The following is a 17,217-nucleotide window of genomic DNA, read 5'->3' on the forward strand; positions in this document are numbered from 1 at the left end:
TACGCAGAGTGCCCGCGGGAGGGCTCATGACCATGCTTTCCGCCGCGCGCCCCTCCTCGTCCCCCTCCGGATCCTCCGCCGGCCGGGGTGCGGGGGTCGCGGGCGGCTTACGCCGTCTCGCGCGCGTCGCGCTCGCCACGCTGGCGATCGTGGCGAGCGCCGGTTGCGCCGCCGGCGAGGCGAAGGGCTCGTACAAGCCGGCCCTGCTGCCGGTGAAGCTGGAGTGGGACTCCTCCGGCGTGAAGGTCACCGGGGAGAGCTCTCTCGTCACCCCCATCGGCGTGTTCTCGATCGGGGCCGCGTACTCCCTGGCGGGCACGGCCGACGACGCCCTCTACGTGATCATCCGCAACGCCCGCAAGAGCCCCGCCGATCCCTCGGTCGCCGGTTTCGACCACATCTACAAGGTCAAGAGCGGCACGGGCGAGTTCACGGCGGTCGTCAACGGCACCGCGGTCATCCAGATCGTCGACCGCCAGGTGCTGATCGACGTGACCCACGGCACGGTGCGGACCGTCGAGTTCCGGGGTGCCGAGGCCGCCGTCCAGGAGCGCGCGGCCGGGATCGACGACCGCTGGCGCAGCCACTGGGAGACGTGCTTCTACTCCCCCATGGCGCTGTCCAGGTGGGCGTACGACGACTCCACCATGGGCAGCCTGTACGGCCTGGGTTTCGCCTGGTTCCTGGCCCGGCTCGCGCTGGCCATCGTCCTGGGCCTAGTGGACCTGCTCCTGGTGGCCGCCACCTTCCTCGCCGCCGTGGCGTACATGTTCTTCGGCCCGACGGCACGCAACATCGTCTACGGGGTGGAGGCCCTGGTGTTCGTGTTCTTCGCGTTCGCCGGGTGGGCGGGCCTGCGGCTGGACTAGCGGCCCGCGTGCTCGGGGAACGCGTTGATGGTGACCCGGTGCATCCGGCGACGTTCGGTGTAGTCGGCGACGGCGTAGTGCTGGGTGGGCCGGTTGTCCCAGAACGCGAGCGTCCCGGGGCGCCAGCGCAGCCGCACCTGGTACTCGGGCGAGCGGATGTGGTCGATCAGCAGCGGCAACAGCGCCTCGTTCTCGCGGTCGGTGAGCCCGACGAGCCGCGTGGTCGAGGAGCGGTTGACGAACAGCGCCTTGCGGCCCGTCTCGGGGTGCACCCGGACGACCGGCCGCTCGATCGGCGGCCACTTGGCCTGGACCTCCGCCAGGTCGAACGGGTGTCCCTTGGAGATGGCCTTGCGCATCGAGTTCGTGATGTCGTGAACGGCGGTGAGCTCGTCGCACAGCCGCTGGATCGACGGGGAGAGCGTCTCGTACGCCAGGTAGGTGTTGGCCCACAGGGTGTCGCCGCCCACGCCGGGCAGTTGGACGCACCGCAGCAGCGACCCCATGGGCGGCACCGGCTCGAAGGTGTTGTCGCTGTGCCACTCGTCGCCGCCCTCCCCCTTGGGGTCGGTCTGGTCGAGCACGTGGATGGGGCTGGCGGAGTCCTTCTTGAACGCCGGGTGGTTGAGCGTGCCGAAGTTCAGGGCGAACTGCAGGTGCTGCTCGTCGTCGATCGGCTGGTCGCGGAAGAACAGCACCAGGTGTCTCAGCCAGCCCGCCCGCAGGGTCGCGACCTCTTCCTGGGACAGCGGCTTGCGCAGGTCGACACCGGTCACCTCGGCGCCGATGTGCTTGGTCACAGGATGGAACTCGATCATGACGCCTCCGGGGCCGGGAGTTCTCTCTTCCCGGAACGTAACGCCCAAGCAATTGCTTGGTCAAGAGCCATCCACAGTCGAACACGTGTGCCATAAGGGGCGGGCATCCAGTACGATGCCAGGCATCGGCGCCGTGCGCGACGTCGTCATGCGCTCCTCGTCCGGGCCCGTGTCAAGGCCGAGGGGCATCATGGTCATGCCACAGGTAGGTTACGTTGACCTCGCACACGCCGATCTGACGCTTCTCCAGCGCACCGACGGCTACGGTTACCGCACAAGCAAAGGAGGATGCGCTTCAACCCTCGGCGCGACGGCCGAGGCAGCCGCGCAGCACAAGATGGCCCGACGCACGACTGCACCCCCGCCCGAGGACTTCGAGGAGCGGATCGTCGACATCGACGTCTCCTCCGAGATGCGCACGAGCTTCCTCGAGTACGCCTACTCGGTGATCTACCAGCGCGCCCTGCCCGACGCGCGCGACGGTCTCAAGCCCGTGCAGCGGCGCATCCTCTACTCGATGAGCGAGATGGGCCTGCGTCCCGACCGGGGCCACGTCAAGTCCTCCCGCGTCGTCGGCGACGTGATGGGCAAGCTCCACCCGCACGGCGACAGCGCCATCTACGACGCCCTCGTCCGGCTGGCGCAGCCGTTCTCCATGCGGCTGCCCCTCGTCGACGGCCACGGCAACTTCGGCTCCCCCGACGACCTCCCGGCCGCCATGCGTTACACCGAGGCCAGGCTGGCCCCGGCCGCGATGCTCATGGTCGAGTCGCTCGACGAGGACACCGTCGACTTCAAGCCCAACTACGACGGCCAGGAGACCGAGCCCACGGTCATGCCGTCGGCGTTCCCCAACCTCCTGGTCAACGGCACCACCGGCATCGCCGTCGGCATGGCCACCAATATGGCGCCGCACAACCTCACCGAGGTCGTCGCCGCCGCCCGGCACCTGATCAAGAAGCCCGACGCCACGCTCGACGAGCTCATGCGGTTCGTGCCGGGCCCCGACCTGCCGACCGGCGGCACGATCATCGGCCTGCAGGGCATCCGCGACGCCTACGAGACGGGGCGCGGCACGTTCCGGATGCGCGCCAAGTGCGTGGTCGAGCAGATCACGCCGCGCCGCAAGGGCATCATCGTCACCGAGCTGCCCTACAACGTCGGCCCCGAGCGGGTGGTCGCCAAGATCAAGGAGCTGGTGACCTCCAAGAAGCTGCAGGGCATCGCCGACCTCAAGGACCTCACCGACCGGCACAAGGGCCTGCGCCTGGTCATCGAGATCAAGAACGGCTTCATCCCCGAGGCGGTGCTGGCGGAGCTCTACCGGCTGACGCCGATGGAGGAGACGTTCGGCATCAACAACGTGGCTCTCGTCGACGGCGAGCCGCGCACGCTGGGCCTGCGCGAGCTGCTGCGCGTCTACGTCGACCACCGGCTCGAAGTGGTGCGCCGCAGGTCGGAGTTCCGCCGCCGCAAGCGGGAGGAGCGCCTGCACCTGGTCGACGGCCTCATCGTCGCGCTGCTCAACATCGACGAGGTCATCCAGGTCATCCGTTCCTCCGACGACTCCGCCGAGGCGCGGACCCGGTTGATGGACGTGTTCGACCTGACCGACATCCAGGCCGCCTACATCCTCGACACGCCGCTGCGCCGGCTGACCCGCTACGACAAGCTGGAGCTCGACCGGGAGAAGCAGCAGCTCACCGACGAGATCGCCGACCTGGCCGGCATCCTGTCGTCGGAGACGCGGCTGCGCCAGGTGGTCTCGGGAGAGCTCGCCGACGTGGCCAAGAGGTACGGCACGCCGCGCCGCACGGTGCTGCTGGAGTCGTCGGGCGTCACCCGCACCGCCACGGTGGAGCTCCAGGTGGCCGACGAGCCGTGCCTCGCGCTGCTGTCGTCCACCGGCCTGCTGGCCCGCACCACCGACGCCTCCCCGCTGGCGGGCGAGGGCGACCGCACCGCGCACGACGTGCTCGTGGCCGCCGTACGCACCACCGCCCGGGGCGAGGTGGGCGTGGTGACGTCGCTGGGCCGGCTCATCCGGGTGCAGGTGGTCGACCTGCCGATCCTGCCGCCGTCGGCCAACCCGCCGTCACTGTCGGGGGGGCATCCCGTGTCGGAGTTCGTCGCCCTGGAGCCCGATGAGACGGTCGTCGGCCTCGGCGGCCTCGATCCCGACGGGCCGGGTCTCGCGCTCGGCACCGCGCAGGGAGTGGTCAAGCGGGTGGTGCCCGACTATCCGGCCAACCGCGACGACTTCGAGGTGATCACCCTCAAGGACGGCGACACGGTGGTGGGCGCGGTCGAGCTGGAGTCCGAGGAGCACGACCTGGTGTTCATCACCTCCGACGCGCAGTTGCTGCGCTACCAGGCCTCGGTGGTGCGCCCGCAAGGACGTCCGGCGGGCGGCATGGCGGGCATCCGGCTCGACGGCGCCGCCCGGGTGGTCTGGTTCGGCGCGGTCGACCCGTCGCGGCCCGCCCAGGTGGTCACCGTCGCGGGCTCCGCCACCGCCCTGGCCGGCACCCAGGTGGGAGGCGGCAAGGTGTCCGACTACGCGGAGTTCCCGGCCAAGGGGCGGGCCACGGGCGGCGTGCGCGCCCAGCGGTTCCTCAAGGGCGAGGACGTGCTGCTGCTGGCCTGGGCAGGGCCGGCCCCGGCCAAGGCGGTGTCGGCGGTGGGCAAGCCGGTGCCGCTGCCCGACGAGATCGGCCGCCGTGACGGCTCGGGCGTCCGCCTCACCCACACCATCGGCGCCGTGGGCGGCGCCCTGGCCGCCTCCGCCACCCCGGCCCAGGACGGACAGGGCGACCAGGACGGCACGAACACCCCGGGCGCCCCCGACGGACAGGACGACGCCACGGCCACGGCGGCGGAAGAGCCACCCCTGTTCTGACCTCCTGCCGGCGGGGCGGCCCACGTGTCAGGGGCCGCCCCGCCGGCCCCCTCGTGGGTCTCGTGGTCCGTGCGGTCGAGACATCAGTGGCCCGGCGCGGCGAACGGGGCCTCGATGCGGTTGAGCCGACCGGCGGAGTGCGGGAGTGGCGGCTACCTCGGGGCCGGAGCAGGCCGAGGCGGCAAGCGGAGCAGGCCCCGGGAGGCAAGCGGAGCAGGTCAAGGAGCCAAGCGGACCAGGCCCGGGAGGCAAGCGACCAGGCGGGGGGACGGAGCGGACCCGGGGCACCGACGGCGCTGGGTGACTCCGGCACGACGTACGATCGCGCATGTGACCAGCAGACCCGCCTCGGCGCAGCACCTGCGTGACCTCGCGCGGCTGCGCCGCGTCCGCGACCGGATCGACCGCGAGTACGCGCAGCCGCTGAACGTCGAGGCGCTCGCCCGCGGCGTGAACATGTCGGCCGGGCACCTCAGCCGCCAGTTCCGGCTCGCCTACGGCGAGTCGCCCTACTCCTACCTGATGACACGGCGCATCGAGCGCGCCATGGCACTGCTGCGTCGTGGCGACCTGAGCGTCACCGAGGTCTGCTTCACGGTCGGCTGCTCGTCGCTGGGCACCTTCAGCACCCGCTTCACCGAGCTGGTCGGCATGCCGCCCAGCGCCTTCCAGCGTCAGGCGGCGGACGCCGCGGCGGGGATGCCGTCCTGCGTGGCGAAACAGGTGACCAGACCGGTCAGGAATCGAGAAGCGCCGGCCCCAGAGTCGCGCCTAGCGTGACTGTCACGGGCATCGCCCGTCGATTTCCGGACTCCCCTTCCGCCCGGAGATCCCGACCGGACCCACGACCTCAGGAGTGACCATGACCGGCTCGTCCACCCAGGGAATCAAGACCGTGCTGCACCCCGTTTCCGACCTGGCGAAGGCCAAGGCGGTGTACGCCGCCCTGCTCGGCGTCCCGCCGCAGACCGACGAGTCCTTCTACGTCGGCTTCGAGGTCGAGGGCCAGCACATCGGGCTGGTGCCGGGCGGCGGGTCGCAGGGCATGTCCGCGCCGGTGGCCTACTGGCACGTGCCGGACATCGAGGCGAAGCTGGCCGAGGTGACCGCCGCGGGTGCCACCATGAAGGAGCCCGCGCACGACGTCGGTGGCGGCCGCCTGGTGGCCACCGTCACCGACCTCGATGGCAACGTCCTCGGGCTGCTCCAGGACCAGTGAGTGCCCGTACCGCTGGTTCCGCGTCCCCCGCGCCCCATCCAGGCCCGGCGCGGGGTGAGTGAGCTGCCCGGCCGCGAGCTGATGCGCGACGGCCGCCGGCCGGGCTGACGCCTCGGCCGGGCGCGCCGCGTGGCCCGGGGGTCCGGAGGTGGCAGGGGCCGAACCGGAAGAGAACCAGACGTTCTGCTCGAAGCCGGTCAGCGCGAGCCGGGCGACACCACGGATACCGCGGAGGCGACCCCGCGTAACAGATGGAGACACGATGAGCACGCCCACGACGACGGACACGCAGTCGCCTGCGCCGCACGCTGCCGACAGCCACGATCTGATCCGCGTGCACGGCGCACGCGTGAACAACCTCAAGGACGTCAGCATCGAGATCCCGAAGCGCCGGCTGACGGTGTTCACCGGCGTCTCCGGCTCGGGCAAGAGCTCGCTGGTGTTCGGCACGATCGCCGCGGAGTCGCAGCGGTTGATCAACGAGACCTACAGCGCCTTCGTGCAGGGCTTCATGCCGACGCTGGCGCGGCCGGAGGTCGACGTCCTCGAAGGGCTGACGACCGCGATCATCGTCGACCAGCAGCGGATGGGCGCCGACCCCCGCTCCACGGTCGGCACCGCCACCGACGCCCACGCGATGCTGCGGATCCTCTTCAGCCGGCTCGGGCAGCCGCACGTCGGCTCGCCCCAAGCCTTCTCCTTCAACGTCCCCACGGTCCGGGCGAGCGGTGCGATCACGGTCGAACGCGGCGCCCGCAAGACCGAGAAGGCGACCTTCACCCGCCTCGGGGGCATGTGTACGCGCTGTGAAGGCCGGGGCACGGTCACCGATCTCGACCTCACCCAGCTCTACGACGACTCCAAGTCGCTCGCCGAGGGCGCGTTCACCATCCCCGGCTGGAAGTCGGACAGCTTCTGGACCGTGCGAGTCTATGCCGAGTCGGGCTTCGTCGACCCGGACAAGCCGATCCGCGAGTACACGGAGAAGGAACTGCACGACTTCCTCCACAAGGAGCCGACCAAGGTGAAGGTCGACGGTGTCAATCTCACCTACGAGGGACTGATCCCGAAGATCCAGAAGTCGTTCCTCTCCAAGGACCGGGAGGCGATGCAGCCGCACATCCGGGCGTTCGTGGACCGGGCCGTCACCTTCACCGCCTGTCCCGAGTGCGATGGCACCCGCCTCAACGAGGCGGCCCGTTCCTCGCGGATCGGCGGGATCAACATCGCCGAAGCCTGCGCGATGCAGATCAGCGACCTGGCCGCGTGGGTCCGCGGCCTCGACGAGCCGTCGGTGGCGCCGCTGCTCGGCGTGCTGCAGCGCACTCTCGACTCGTTCGTGGAGATCGGGCTGGGCTACCTGTCGCTGGACCGGCCGTCGGGCACGCTGTCGGGCGGCGAGGCGCAGCGCACCAAGATGATCCGCCACCTCGGCTCCTCGCTCACCGATGTCACCTACGTCTTCGACGAGCCCACCACGGGCCTGCACCCCCATGACATCCAGCGGATGAACGAGTTGCTGCTGCGGCTGCGGGACAAGGGCAACACGGTGCTCGTCGTGGAGCACAAGCCGGAGGCGATCGCGATCGCCGACCACGTCGTCGACCTCGGCCCCGGCGCCGGTACGGCGGGTGGCAGCGTCTGCTTCGAGGGCACCGTCGAGGGGCTGCGGGCCGCCGGCACGCTCACCGGCCGCCATCTCGACGACCGGGCCGCGCTGAAGGAGACGGTGCGCACGCCCAAGGGCATGCTGGAGATCCGCGGCGCGACGGCGCACAACCTGCGCGAGGTCGACGTCGACATCCCGCTCGGGGTGCTGTGCGTGGTCACCGGTGTCGCCGGTTCGGGCAAGAGCTCGCTGATCCACGGGTCGATCCCGGCCGGGGCTGGTGTGGTGTCGATCGACCAGGGCGCGATCCGTGGCTCGCGACGGAGCAATCCGGCGACCTACACCGGGCTGCTCGACCCGATCCGCAAGGCGTTCGCGAAGGCCAACGGTGTGAAGCCGGCGCTGTTCAGCGCCAACTCCGAAGGTGCCTGCCCCAACTGCAACGGCGCCGGTGTCATCTACACCGACCTGGCGATGATGGCCGGGGTCGCCACGACCTGCGAGGAGTGCGAGGGCAAGCGGTTCCAGGCGTCGGTGCTGGAGTACCACTTCGGCGGCCGTGACATCAGCGAGGTGCTGGCGATGTCGGTGGCCGAGGCCGAGGAGTTCTTCGGCGCCGGCCCGGCGCGCACGCCGGCCGCGCACGCCGTCCTGGTCCGGCTGGCCGATGTCGGGCTCGGTTACCTGAGTCTCGGCCAGCCGCTCACCACGCTGTCCGGGGGCGAGCGGCAGCGGCTCAAGCTGGCCACCCACATGGCCGAGAAGGGCGGCGTGTACGTGCTGGACGAGCCGACCACCGGCCTGCATCTCGCTGATGTGGAGCAGTTGCTGGGCCTGCTCGACCGGCTGGTCGAGTCCGGCAAGTCGGTCATCGTCATCGAGCATCACCAGGCGGTGATGGCGCACGCCGACTGGATCATCGATCTCGGTCCCGGTGCCGGCCATGACGGCGGCCGGATCGTCTTCGAGGGGACGCCCGCCGATCTCGTCGCCGGCCGTTCCACGCTGACCGGGGAGCATCTCGCGGCCTACGTCGGCGCCTGACCGAGGCCCTCGCGGACACCACGACCGCGAAGCTGACGGCGGCGAATTACGAGATGTTATGAAATGTCCCCCACTCCCGATCTCATCGGAGAGAGCGCTCTCTCCAACCCGGGAGGTTCCGTGTTCCGATTGACAGCCCCCCTCGGCGCGGCCGCAGCCCTGCTGGCCTCGCTCCTCGTCGCGCCGCCCCCCGTCCACGCCACGCTCCAGGCCGACCTCACGATCACCGACTTCGAGGCCACCACCCTGCCCCCCGGGGTGGTGGCCTGGGGCAACGACGGCCCCTCCACCCCGGTGCTGACCGTGGAACCCGGACCCGACCGGCCCGGCGCCCCCGACGGCAACCGCGCGCTCAAGGCCGTCTACGACGTGGCCCAGTGGGGCGGCTGGTCGCACGACCTGGCCACGGCCCAGGACTGGTCCCCGTACGAGGGGTTCGCGTTCTGGGTGCAGGGCACCGGATCAGGACAGAAGATCTTCTTCGAGGTGAAGGACGGCGGCACCGGGCCGGGCGCCTCGGAGCTGTTCGAGTCGTCGTTCACCGACGACACCGCCGGCTGGCGGCAGGTGAAGGTGCCGTTCGCCGACTTCGTGCGCCGCCCCGACTACCAGCCCGGCGGCGCGCCGGCCGACGGCGAGCTGGACCTGGCCGCTATGTGGGGCTACTCGATGCGGCTGCCGGCCGACTCCGGCACGCTGGTCTGGGACGAGGTGCAGGTGTACGGCACCGCTCCCCCGCGCCCGGTACGGCTGGCCACGGACCGGCCCGTCTACACCACCGGAGAGAAGGCCGAGGTCCGGGTGAGCGTGTCGGTCACGACGGCCACCGGCGCCCCGCTGCCCGCCGACCTGACCGTCGGCTACCGGACCGGGACCGGCACGGCCACCCCCGGCGAGGACTACACGCCGGCCGAGGGCACGCTGACGTTCCCGGCGGGCACCGCCTCCGGCTCGGCGCAGGCGTTCACGGTCAGGACGCTGGGCGACCGCCGGGCGGAGGTGGCCGAGACCATCCCGATCGAGCTGTCCGGCGCGGGCACGCGCCCGCCGGCGGAGCACCCGGCCATCGTGATCGACGCGCACGGCCTGCCGTACCTCGACGCGCGTAGGCCGGTCAGGCAGCGCGTCGCCGACCTGCTCGGCCGGATGACCCTGGAGGAGAAGGTCGGCCAGATGACGCAGGCGGAGCGCGGCGCGCTCGCCGCCCCGAACGACATCGCCACCCACCTGCTCGGCTCGCTGCTGTCGGGCGGCGGCTCCACCCCCACGCCCAACACCCCGGTGGCCTGGGCCGACATGGTGGACGGCTACCAGGTGCGGGCCCGGCAGACCAGGCTGCAGATCCCGCTGATCTACGGTGTGGACGCGGTGCACGGCCACAACAACGTGGTCGGCGCCACGATCTTCCCGCACAACATCGGGCTCGGCGCCGCCCGCGACCCCGGCCTGGTGGAGCAGGTCGGCAAGATCACCGCCCGCGAGGTCAAGGCCACGGGGATCCCCTGGAACTTCTCGCCCTGCCTGTGCGTGTCGCGCGACGACCGCTGGGGACGTGTCTACGAGTCGTTCGGCGAGGACCCGGCGCTGGTGACCCGGATGGCCGCGATCGTCAACGGGCTGCAGGAGCACGGGGTGCTCGCCACGGCCAAGCACTACGTCGGCGACGGCGGCACCACGTACGGCTCGTCCACCACCGCCGACTACACCATCGACCAGGGCGTCACCGAGGTCGACCGGCAGACGCTGGAAGCGGTCCACCTGGCGCCGTTCGCCGAGGCGGTCAGGCGGGGCGTGGGCACGGTCATGCCGTCGTTCTCCAGCGTCGACCTCGGCCAGGGGCCGACCAAGATGCACGCCCACCGCGAGCTGATCACCGACGTGCTCAAGGGCCGGCTCGGTTTCCAGGGCTTCGTGATCAGCGACTGGCAGGCCATCGACCAGATCCCCGGCGACTACCCGAGCGACGTGCGAACCTCGGTCGACGCCGGACTCGACATGATCATGGTTCCGTACGCCTACCAGGAGTTCGGCCGGACGCTCAAGGCCGAGGTGGAGGCCGGGCGGGTGCCGGTGGCGCGGGTGGACGACGCGGTGAGGCGGATCCTCACCCAGAAGTTCCGGCTCGGCCTGTTCGAGCGGCCGTACGCCGACCGGTCGCGGCTCGCCGACGTCGGCTCGCCCGCGCACCGCGAGGTGGCCCGCACGGCGGTGGCCAGGTCGCAGGTGCTGCTGAAGAACGAGGGAGGACTGCTGCCGCTGCGGCGCGACGCGAAGGTGTACGTGGCCGGGTCGAACGCCGACGACGTCGGCAACCAGTCGGGCGGCTGGACGATCACCTGGCAGGGCTCGTCCGGGCCGATCACGCCGGGCACCACGATCCTGTCGGCGATCCGCTCGCGCGCCGCCGCCGTCACCCACTCGCCTGACGCCTCGGCGCCGCCGGCCGGCCACGACGTGGGCGTGGTGGTGGTCGGGGAGACGCCGTACGCGGAGGGCTTCGGCGACGTCGGCAGGGCGGGGCGCACGCTCGGCCTGGCGGCCGCCGACCGGGCCGCGATCGACCGGGTGTGCGGCGCGATGAAGTGCGTCGTGCTCGTCGTGTCGGGACGGCCGCTGGAACTGGGCGACCTGTCGCGGGTGCCTGCCCTGGTGGCGTCGTGGCTGCCCGGCACCGAGGGCGCGGGGGTGGCCGACCCGCTGTTCGGCGCAGTGCCGTACACGGGGCGGTTGCCGTTCACCTGGTTCCGTACGGCCGCCCAGGTGCCGATCAACGTGGGCGACGCCGCGTACGACCCGCTCTTCCCCTACGGATGGGGGCTGCGGACCGACCCGGGCCGCGACCGCCTCAAGGCACTCAGGGACCGGCTGGCGCGCGGCGACGCGGCGTCGAAGGCGGCGGCGATGACGCTGACGGCCGCGCTTCCGGAACGCAACTGGACCACCGGCGGCGCGGTACGCGAGCCGCGCGTCGTGCTCGGCGCGGTGTCCGCCGCCGCGACGCTGCTGGACAGGTCAGGGACGGACACGTTCGCGCAGGGCGACACGCTCGTGTCGGTCGCCAGGGACGTGGCGCAGGCCACCGGGAGACGTCCGGACCTGCAGGCGGAGGCCGACCACGAGCTGGCGGCCGGTCACCTGAGTAAGGCGGTGGCCCTCCTGGCACGGGCGGCCCGCTGACCCTCCGACGACGGCAGGACCGGCCCATCGCGGGCCGGTCCTCGCCGTCTACCGCCTGCAGAGGCAGAACGGATGCCCCGCCGGGTCGAGGAAGACCCGGAACCCGTCGTCCTCGCTGGGCTGGTGCTCGTGCTTGGTCCCGCCGATCTCGAGCACCGCCTTCTCGGCCTGGTCCATGTCGTCGACCAGCACGTCGAGGTGGAGCTGCTGCGGCCGCTCCGAGCGCGGCCAGAGCGGCGGGCGGTAGTCCTCCACCTTCTGGAACGCCAGCCGCCCGGACGAGCCGCCGTCGCTTACCGACACCCACCCGTCCTCGTCCGACGCGATGCTCCACCCCAGCAACCGGGCGTAGAACTCGCCCAGCTCGCGCGGGTCGGCGCAGTCGAGCACGGTCGAGTGGTACTCCGCGATGCCCTTCACCAGCCATACCTCCGGATACGGTCTCCGGCGCCGACCGACGACAATGGGAGCATGGCTGCCAACTCGTTCATGGTCCCGCTCGGCACTGCCGCGCCCGCCTTCGACCTGACCGCCGTCAACGGCGGCAGCGTCGCGCTCGACGACTTCAAGGGCTCTCCCGCCACGCTCGTGGTCTTCCTGTCGAACCACTGTCCGTACGTCCGCCACATCGAGGCGGCCCTGGGCGCCATGGCCGCGAGTTACGGCGCCAGGTTGTCGGTCGTCGCCATCTGCAGCAACGACAGCGTGAACTACCCCGACGACGACCCCACACACCTGGCCGAGCAGGTCGCCCGGGCGGGCTTCGCCTTCCCGTACCTGCTGGACGAGACGCAGGAGGTGGCCAAGGCCTACCGCGCCGCCTGCACGCCCGACTTCTTCCTGTACGACGCGGAGCTGCGGCTGGTCTACCGGGGCCAGTTCGACGACTCCCGGCCCGGCAACGACCTCCCGGTCACGGGCGCCTCGCTGCGGGCGGCCGTCGACGCCGTGCTGAAGGGGGAGCCGGTCGAGGCGGACCAGCGGCCGTCGATCGGCTGCGGCATCAAGTGGAAGCCCGGCAACGCCCCCGCCTGAGCCCCAGTGCTCGGCGGCCCGCGGAATCACGCCGAGGTCGTCATGGCGCCGGGCAGCGCGAGCAGCAGCTCGTACGGCTCGGCGCCCTGCCAGTCGCGGATGAGGCGGGCACCCTCCGGCCCCGGGTCGAAGCCGTCACCCCCCTGCGGGCCGAAACAGCCCGCCTCTTCGAGCATCCGGATGAGCGCGTCGTCGTCCGTGAGCCCGTCGGCGTAGAGCGCGGCGTCGAGCAGCGCCAGGGCCGTCCGGGCGTTGCGGCCACCGTCGTTGGACTCCACGCGGTCGAGACGGCGCCGGGCTTGGGCGCGGAGATACGCGGCGAGCGATTCGGACCTACTCACGACAACCTTCTTCGATCACGTACTCTGGGCTACGACATCATCACGCATCGTCAGTGCTGATCGTGGGAGGTTGGGCAAGTCCCGCCTGTCGGGCCCCCGGCAACCCGCGCGTAACGGGCATGCGGGATTATCTCTGCCATGAGTGCGTTCGACGACGTTCTGGCCGCTAATGCCGAGTATGCCCAGCAGTTCGCCAACTCCGGCCTCACTGGCCGTGCCGCGCGCGGCCTCGCCGTGGTGACCTGCATGGACTCCCGCATCGACCCCCTCGGGCTGCTCGGGTTGGCGGCGGGCGACGCGAAGATCCTGCGAAACGCCGGTGCCCGGGTGACGGACGACGTCCTGCGCACTCTTGTCCTGGCCGTCTACCTGCTGGGTGTCGAGCGGGTGCTGGTGATGCCGCACACCGACTGCGGCATGGCCAAGGTCACCGACGCCGACGTCCACGACCTCACCCAGCTGCGCGGGGTCGACACCCGCAGCCTCGAGTTCCATACGGTGCCCGACCAGGACGCGGCGCTGCGCCACGACCTGACGCGCATCCGCACGAGCCCGTTCCTGCCGAAGGACCTGCCGGTCGGCGGCGCCATCTACGACGTGCACACCGGCCGGCTGGTGCCGGTGGCGATCTAGGGGACGAGGACGACCTTGCCGGTCGTCGCCCTGCTCTCGAGCGCGGCGTGCGCGGCGGCCGCCTGTGCCAGCGGAAACGTCTGCACGGCCGGCACGAGCCTGCCCTCGGCCGCCGCCGCGAGCGCCCGCACCTCGAACTCCGGCCGCTGCTCCGGCTTGCCCAGCAGGTGCAGCAGGGCGTTGACCGCGGTGATCTCGCGGTCCGCCAGCGTCCCGGCGTCCGGCCAGAAGTCCTGCCGGGAGGCGTTGCCGATGGTCAGGTAGCGGCCGCCACGGCCGAGGAGCTCGAACGCCGCCCTCGCCCTGTCGCCGCCGACGCCGTCGAGCACCGCCGTGAGCGGACGGCCGTCCAGCCACTCGGCGACGGTCTTGTCCCAGGAGGGCTGGTCGTAGTCGACGGCGAGGTCCGCACCGAGCTCGGCGACGGCCGCCACCTTGGCGGGGCCGCCGGCCGCGCCGATCACCGTGGCGCCGAGGTCACGGGCGTACTGCACGAGCAGCCGCCCGATGCCGCCCGCGGCCGAGGTGATCAGGACGACGTCGTCGGGGGTGAGCCCGGCGACGTCGAGGAACCCCATCGTGGTGGAGCCGGTGACGACCATCGCGACGGCCGTCTCGTACCCGAGTCCGTCGGGCAGCGGGTGCAGCGACGCCAGGCCGGCCACGGCGAGCTCGGCGTAGCCGCCGGGCCGGCCGCCCGAGGTCACGACGTCCCGCCCGATCCAGGAGGGGTCCACGTCGGGGCCCACGGCGTCCACCCTGCCCGCCACCTCGCCCCCGAAGATCGACGGCAGCTCGGGCAGCGGCGGCAGCGAGTCGCCGGCGAGGCCCGTCCGCATCATGGTCTCCACCAGGTGCACGCCCGCCGCCCTGACGGCGATGCGCACCTCTCCCGGGCCTGGCACGGGGTCGGGGACGCTCTCGTAGCGAAGGTTCTCGGCGGGGCCGAAGGCGTGCAGGACGACGGCGTGCATGGTGTCTCCAGGGTCGGGATCGGTTCGACCCTTCGAGGGTGCGACGTCAAGCGCACTTGAGGTCAACCCCTGCCGGCTCCCGCCCCGCCGAGCAGCCACGTGGACACCGCCATGACGGCGGCGACCACCCCGCCGCACACCATGACCGCCGAGACGGACGCCACGTCCACGACGATCCCGCCGAGCAGCGCCCCCAGCGCGAAGGTCGCCTGGAACGACGAGGTGAACAGCACCGTGGCCGCCTCCGGCGCGTGCGGGGCCGACCGGGCGAACCACGTCTGCGAGCAGACCGGCACGGCACCGTAGGCCACGCCCCACACCAGCAGCAGGGCGAGCGCCCCCGTGGCGTCGCTCCCCGCGACGGGCAGCAGGAGCGTGGCGGCCGCGATCAGGCAGCCGGCGCCGGCGAACGTGGCACGCAGGCTGCGGCCGATGGCCGCGCCCGCCAGGAAGTTCCCGGCGATGCCCGCGATGCCGTACGCCAGCAGGAACGTGCTGACCGCGGCGGGGCCGACCCGCGTGACCTGCTGCAGCAGGGGGGTGACGTAGGTGTACGTGCCGAAGTGCGCCAGCACCACGAGGAACGTGGCCAGCAGAGCCACCCGCACGCCACGCTCGCGCAGCAGGCCGCGCAGCACGTTCAGCCGCGTGACCTGGACGGCGGGCAGCGCCGGCACCAGCACCAGCAGGGCGGCCAGCACGAGCAGCGACATGCCGCCCAGGACGGCGAAGGCGGCCCGCCAACCGGCCAGATGCCCGATGAAGGTGCCGGCCGGCACGCCGAGCACCGACCCGAGCGGCACGGCGGAGAAGATCAGCGCGGTGGCCGTGCCGACCGACCGCGGCGGCACCAGCCGGGCGGCCAGCCCCGCGCCGATGGACCAGAACCCGCCGATGACCAGGCCCACCAGCACCCGCGACACCAGCATCAGCCCGTAGCCGGGCGCGACGGCCGCCAGCAGGTCGGCCACGGCGAGCACCGCCATGAGCGCGCACAGCATGAGGCGACGGTCGAGCCGTGCGGTGGTGACGGTGACGACGGGGGCGGCGACCGCGGCGACCACGCCCGGCATGGCCATCGTCAGGCCGGCCGTGCCGTCGGAGACGCCGAAGCCGGCGCCGATGGACGTCAGCAGGCCGATCGGCAGGATCTCGCTGGTGACGATGGTGAAGATGCCCAGGGTCACCGACACCACGGCCGGCCAGCCGGCGAGAGTGGGGCGGGGACGGGCGAGAGTGGGGCTCGGCATGTGCTCCTCGTTCGGCAGGTCGCTGCGGTCTCGCGCTTCGCGGGCGCGACGGGTGCGATCAAGCCAAGCAGTGCGGCGGCGGGAGCGTCTGGCATGTTTCGGACCAGTGCGTACAGGGCGGGTCCGCCACGTTCGGGACCACCACAAGCGGCGGCGTCTTCAGGACCAGTACGAGCGGCGGCGGGAGAGTCCACCCCGCCAGAACCGGTACGGGTGGCGGCAGGAGAGCCACCCCCGCCAGAACCAGCACGAACGGCAACAGGAGAGCCCACCCCGCCAGGACCGGTACGAGTGGGGCAGGAGGGGCCTGTGTGGTTCAGACCTGTGGGCTCGGCGGCCGTAGGGTGTCGGACGTGAGAAGACATGTCGCGTTCAACCGCCTGCACAACTTCCGGGACCTCGGCGGCTACGTCGCCGGTGACGGCCGGACGGTGACGTGGGGGCGGATCTACCGGTCCGACTCGCTGGCCAAGCTGGCGGGCGACGACTGGGACCGCTTCCTGGGGCTCGGGGTGCGCGTGGTGATCGACCTGCGCTACCCGTGGGAGATCGCGGCCAAGGGCCGGGTGCCGGAACACGACGGGATGACGTACGTGAACCTGAGCATCGAGCACCGGCCCTACGACCAGGCGGAGATCGACCCGGACGTCGACCCGTGGCGCCACCTCGCCGACCGGTACGCCGAGGTCGCCGCGGACGGGGCCGGTGAGTTGCGGCAGGCGCTGGAGGTGATCGCCGGCGGAGCGGGGCCGCTGGTGTTCCACTGCGCCTCGGGCAAGGACCGCACCGGGATCCTGGCCGCCCTCGTCCTGTCGCTGGCCGGGGTGGCGGAGGAGCAGATCGTCGAGGACTTCGCGCTGACCGAACTGGCCACGGACAGGCTGGTCGCCGACTGGCGGGCCGCCCATCCGTCGCGGGTGCTGCGGTGGCCGGGATACGGGCGGGCGCCGGCCGAGGTCATGCGGCTGTTCCTCGCCGACCTGGCGTCCCGGCACGGGTCGGTACGGGGCTACGCCGCCGACGTGCTGGGCGTGGACGACGACCTGGTCAACCGGCTACGCGACGAGCTCCTCGCCCCCTGACGCCGGCCCCCTGCCACCACCGGCAAGCACCGGCTCCCATGAGCCGCGAACATCCACGCATGCCGACCTCCGCGCGTACCGACGTCCACGGACGGCGTCGGTCGCGCATGACGGAACCCGGCTCCCGGCCACAGGAGGACCCGCTCACCTGGCAGCACAGGGTGACTGCCATCACCAGCGGGGCACCGGCTCTCGGGCACCGACTCCCAGCGGTGCGGACGACCAGGCGTACGGGCCGCCATGCATTCCCACCACCGTGCACGCCCA

14 protein-coding genes are annotated in these 17,217 nt (G+C 71.8%); 9 read left to right on the forward strand and 5 right to left on the reverse strand.

The features are described 5' to 3' along the window. Window positions 1–26: 26 nt before the first annotated feature. Complete coding sequence (locus tag FHU36_RS29635) at window positions 27–869, forward strand: hypothetical protein (protein ID WP_185087049.1); 843 nt, start codon at window positions 27–29, stop codon at window positions 867–869. Here FHU36_RS29635 and FHU36_RS29640 read toward each other — a convergent pair. After that, window positions 866–1,687, reverse strand: a complete 822-nt coding sequence (locus tag FHU36_RS29640; protein ID WP_185087050.1) for a TauD/TfdA dioxygenase family protein — start codon at window positions 1,685–1,687, stop codon at window positions 866–868. The genes FHU36_RS29635 and FHU36_RS29640 overlap by 4 nt on opposite strands. Before the next feature lie 337 nt (window positions 1,688–2,024). Between FHU36_RS29640 and FHU36_RS29645 the strand changes: the two genes are divergently transcribed. From FHU36_RS29645 to FHU36_RS29665, 5 genes are all read left to right on the forward strand, one after another. Then, window positions 2,025–4,586, forward strand: coding sequence for a DNA gyrase/topoisomerase IV subunit A (locus FHU36_RS29645; RefSeq protein ID WP_246502601.1), 2,562 nt, complete (start codon window positions 2,025–2,027; stop codon window positions 4,584–4,586). Between the two features lie 330 nt (window positions 4,587–4,916). After that, window positions 4,917–5,366 (forward strand): helix-turn-helix transcriptional regulator, encoded by a 450-nt coding sequence (locus FHU36_RS29650; RefSeq protein ID WP_185087051.1) that lies wholly within the window; start codon window positions 4,917–4,919, stop codon window positions 5,364–5,366. A gap of 82 nt (window positions 5,367–5,448) precedes the next feature. After that, window positions 5,449–5,805 carry a VOC family protein gene (locus tag FHU36_RS29655; RefSeq protein ID WP_185087052.1) on the forward strand — a complete coding sequence of 119 codons (357 nt, stop codon included), beginning with the start codon at window positions 5,449–5,451 and terminating at the stop codon, window positions 5,803–5,805. 262 nt (window positions 5,806–6,067) lie between these two features. After that, the gene (locus tag FHU36_RS29660) at window positions 6,068–8,458 is read left to right on the forward strand and encodes an ATP-binding cassette domain-containing protein (RefSeq protein WP_185087053.1); all 2,391 of its coding nucleotides are present in this window, start codon (window positions 6,068–6,070) and stop codon (window positions 8,456–8,458) included. A 120-nt stretch (window positions 8,459–8,578) separates the two neighbouring features. Further along, window positions 8,579–11,635 (forward strand): glycoside hydrolase family 3 N-terminal domain-containing protein, encoded by a 3,057-nt coding sequence (locus FHU36_RS29665; protein ID WP_312891913.1) that lies wholly within the window; start codon window positions 8,579–8,581, stop codon window positions 11,633–11,635. Window positions 11,636–11,683: 48 nt separating this feature from the next. On the opposite strand, the gene FHU36_RS29670 is transcribed toward FHU36_RS29665, so the two are convergent. Beyond that, a complete protein-coding gene (locus tag FHU36_RS29670) occupies window positions 11,684–12,055 on the reverse strand; it encodes a VOC family protein (RefSeq protein ID WP_185087055.1) in 372 nt (123 codons plus the stop codon). Window positions 12,056–12,106: 51 nt separating this feature from the next. On the opposite strand from FHU36_RS29670, the gene FHU36_RS29675 reads away from it, so the two are divergent. Next, a complete protein-coding gene (locus tag FHU36_RS29675; protein ID WP_185087056.1) occupies window positions 12,107–12,670 on the forward strand; it encodes a thioredoxin family protein in 564 nt (187 codons plus the stop codon). 26 nt (window positions 12,671–12,696) lie between these two features. On the opposite strand, the gene FHU36_RS29680 is transcribed toward FHU36_RS29675, so the two are convergent. Further along, the gene (locus FHU36_RS29680) at window positions 12,697–13,011 is read right to left on the reverse strand and encodes a hypothetical protein (protein WP_185087057.1); all 315 of its coding nucleotides are present in this window, start codon (window positions 13,009–13,011) and stop codon (window positions 12,697–12,699) included. Between the two features lie 138 nt (window positions 13,012–13,149). Between FHU36_RS29680 and FHU36_RS29685 the strand changes: the two genes are divergently transcribed. Further along, the gene (locus FHU36_RS29685) at window positions 13,150–13,644 is read left to right on the forward strand and encodes a beta-class carbonic anhydrase (protein WP_185087058.1); all 495 of its coding nucleotides are present in this window, start codon (window positions 13,150–13,152) and stop codon (window positions 13,642–13,644) included. On the opposite strand, the gene FHU36_RS29690 is transcribed toward FHU36_RS29685, so the two are convergent. Then, window positions 13,641–14,618 (reverse strand): zinc-binding dehydrogenase, encoded by a 978-nt coding sequence (locus FHU36_RS29690; protein ID WP_185087059.1) that lies wholly within the window; start codon window positions 14,616–14,618, stop codon window positions 13,641–13,643. The genes FHU36_RS29685 and FHU36_RS29690 overlap by 4 nt on opposite strands. Window positions 14,619–14,680: 62 nt before the next feature. Then, complete coding sequence (locus FHU36_RS29695) at window positions 14,681–15,868, reverse strand: MFS transporter (RefSeq protein WP_185087060.1); 1,188 nt, start codon at window positions 15,866–15,868, stop codon at window positions 14,681–14,683. 353 nt (window positions 15,869–16,221) lie between these two features. Here FHU36_RS29695 and FHU36_RS29700 point away from each other — a divergent pair, with 353 nt between their 5' ends. Then, on the forward strand, window positions 16,222–16,950 hold the full coding sequence (locus FHU36_RS29700) for a tyrosine-protein phosphatase (RefSeq protein WP_185087061.1): 729 nt from the start codon (window positions 16,222–16,224) through the stop codon (window positions 16,948–16,950). The last annotated feature ends 267 nt before the right edge of the window (window positions 16,951–17,217 follow it).

The sequence above is a fragment of the Nonomuraea muscovyensis genome (genome assembly GCF_014207745.1).
Classification (GTDB): Bacteria; Actinomycetota; Actinomycetes; order Streptosporangiales; family Streptosporangiaceae; genus Nonomuraea; species Nonomuraea muscovyensis.

Excerpts from the sequence above, each read along its gene's own strand:
- FHU36_RS29635 (WP_185087049.1), top strand. The coding sequence starts at position 27 with ATGACCATGCTTTCCGCCGCGCGCCCCTCCTCGTCCCCCTCCGGATCC.
- FHU36_RS29640 (WP_185087050.1), bottom strand. The coding sequence starts at position 1,687 with ATGATCGAGTTCCATCCTGTGACCAAGCACATCGGCGCCGAGGTGACC.
- FHU36_RS29645 (WP_246502601.1), top strand. The coding sequence starts at position 2,025 with ATGGCCCGACGCACGACTGCACCCCCGCCCGAGGACTTCGAGGAGCGG.
- FHU36_RS29655 (WP_185087052.1), top strand. The coding sequence starts at position 5,449 with ATGACCGGCTCGTCCACCCAGGGAATCAAGACCGTGCTGCACCCCGTT.
- FHU36_RS29660 (WP_185087053.1), top strand. The coding sequence starts at position 6,068 with ATGAGCACGCCCACGACGACGGACACGCAGTCGCCTGCGCCGCACGCT.
- FHU36_RS29675 (WP_185087056.1), top strand. The coding sequence starts at position 12,107 with ATGGCTGCCAACTCGTTCATGGTCCCGCTCGGCACTGCCGCGCCCGCC.
- FHU36_RS29685 (WP_185087058.1), top strand. The coding sequence starts at position 13,150 with ATGAGTGCGTTCGACGACGTTCTGGCCGCTAATGCCGAGTATGCCCAG.
- FHU36_RS29690 (WP_185087059.1), bottom strand. The coding sequence starts at position 14,618 with ATGCACGCCGTCGTCCTGCACGCCTTCGGCCCCGCCGAGAACCTTCGC.
- FHU36_RS29695 (WP_185087060.1), bottom strand. The coding sequence starts at position 15,868 with ATGCCGAGCCCCACTCTCGCCCGTCCCCGCCCCACTCTCGCCGGCTGG.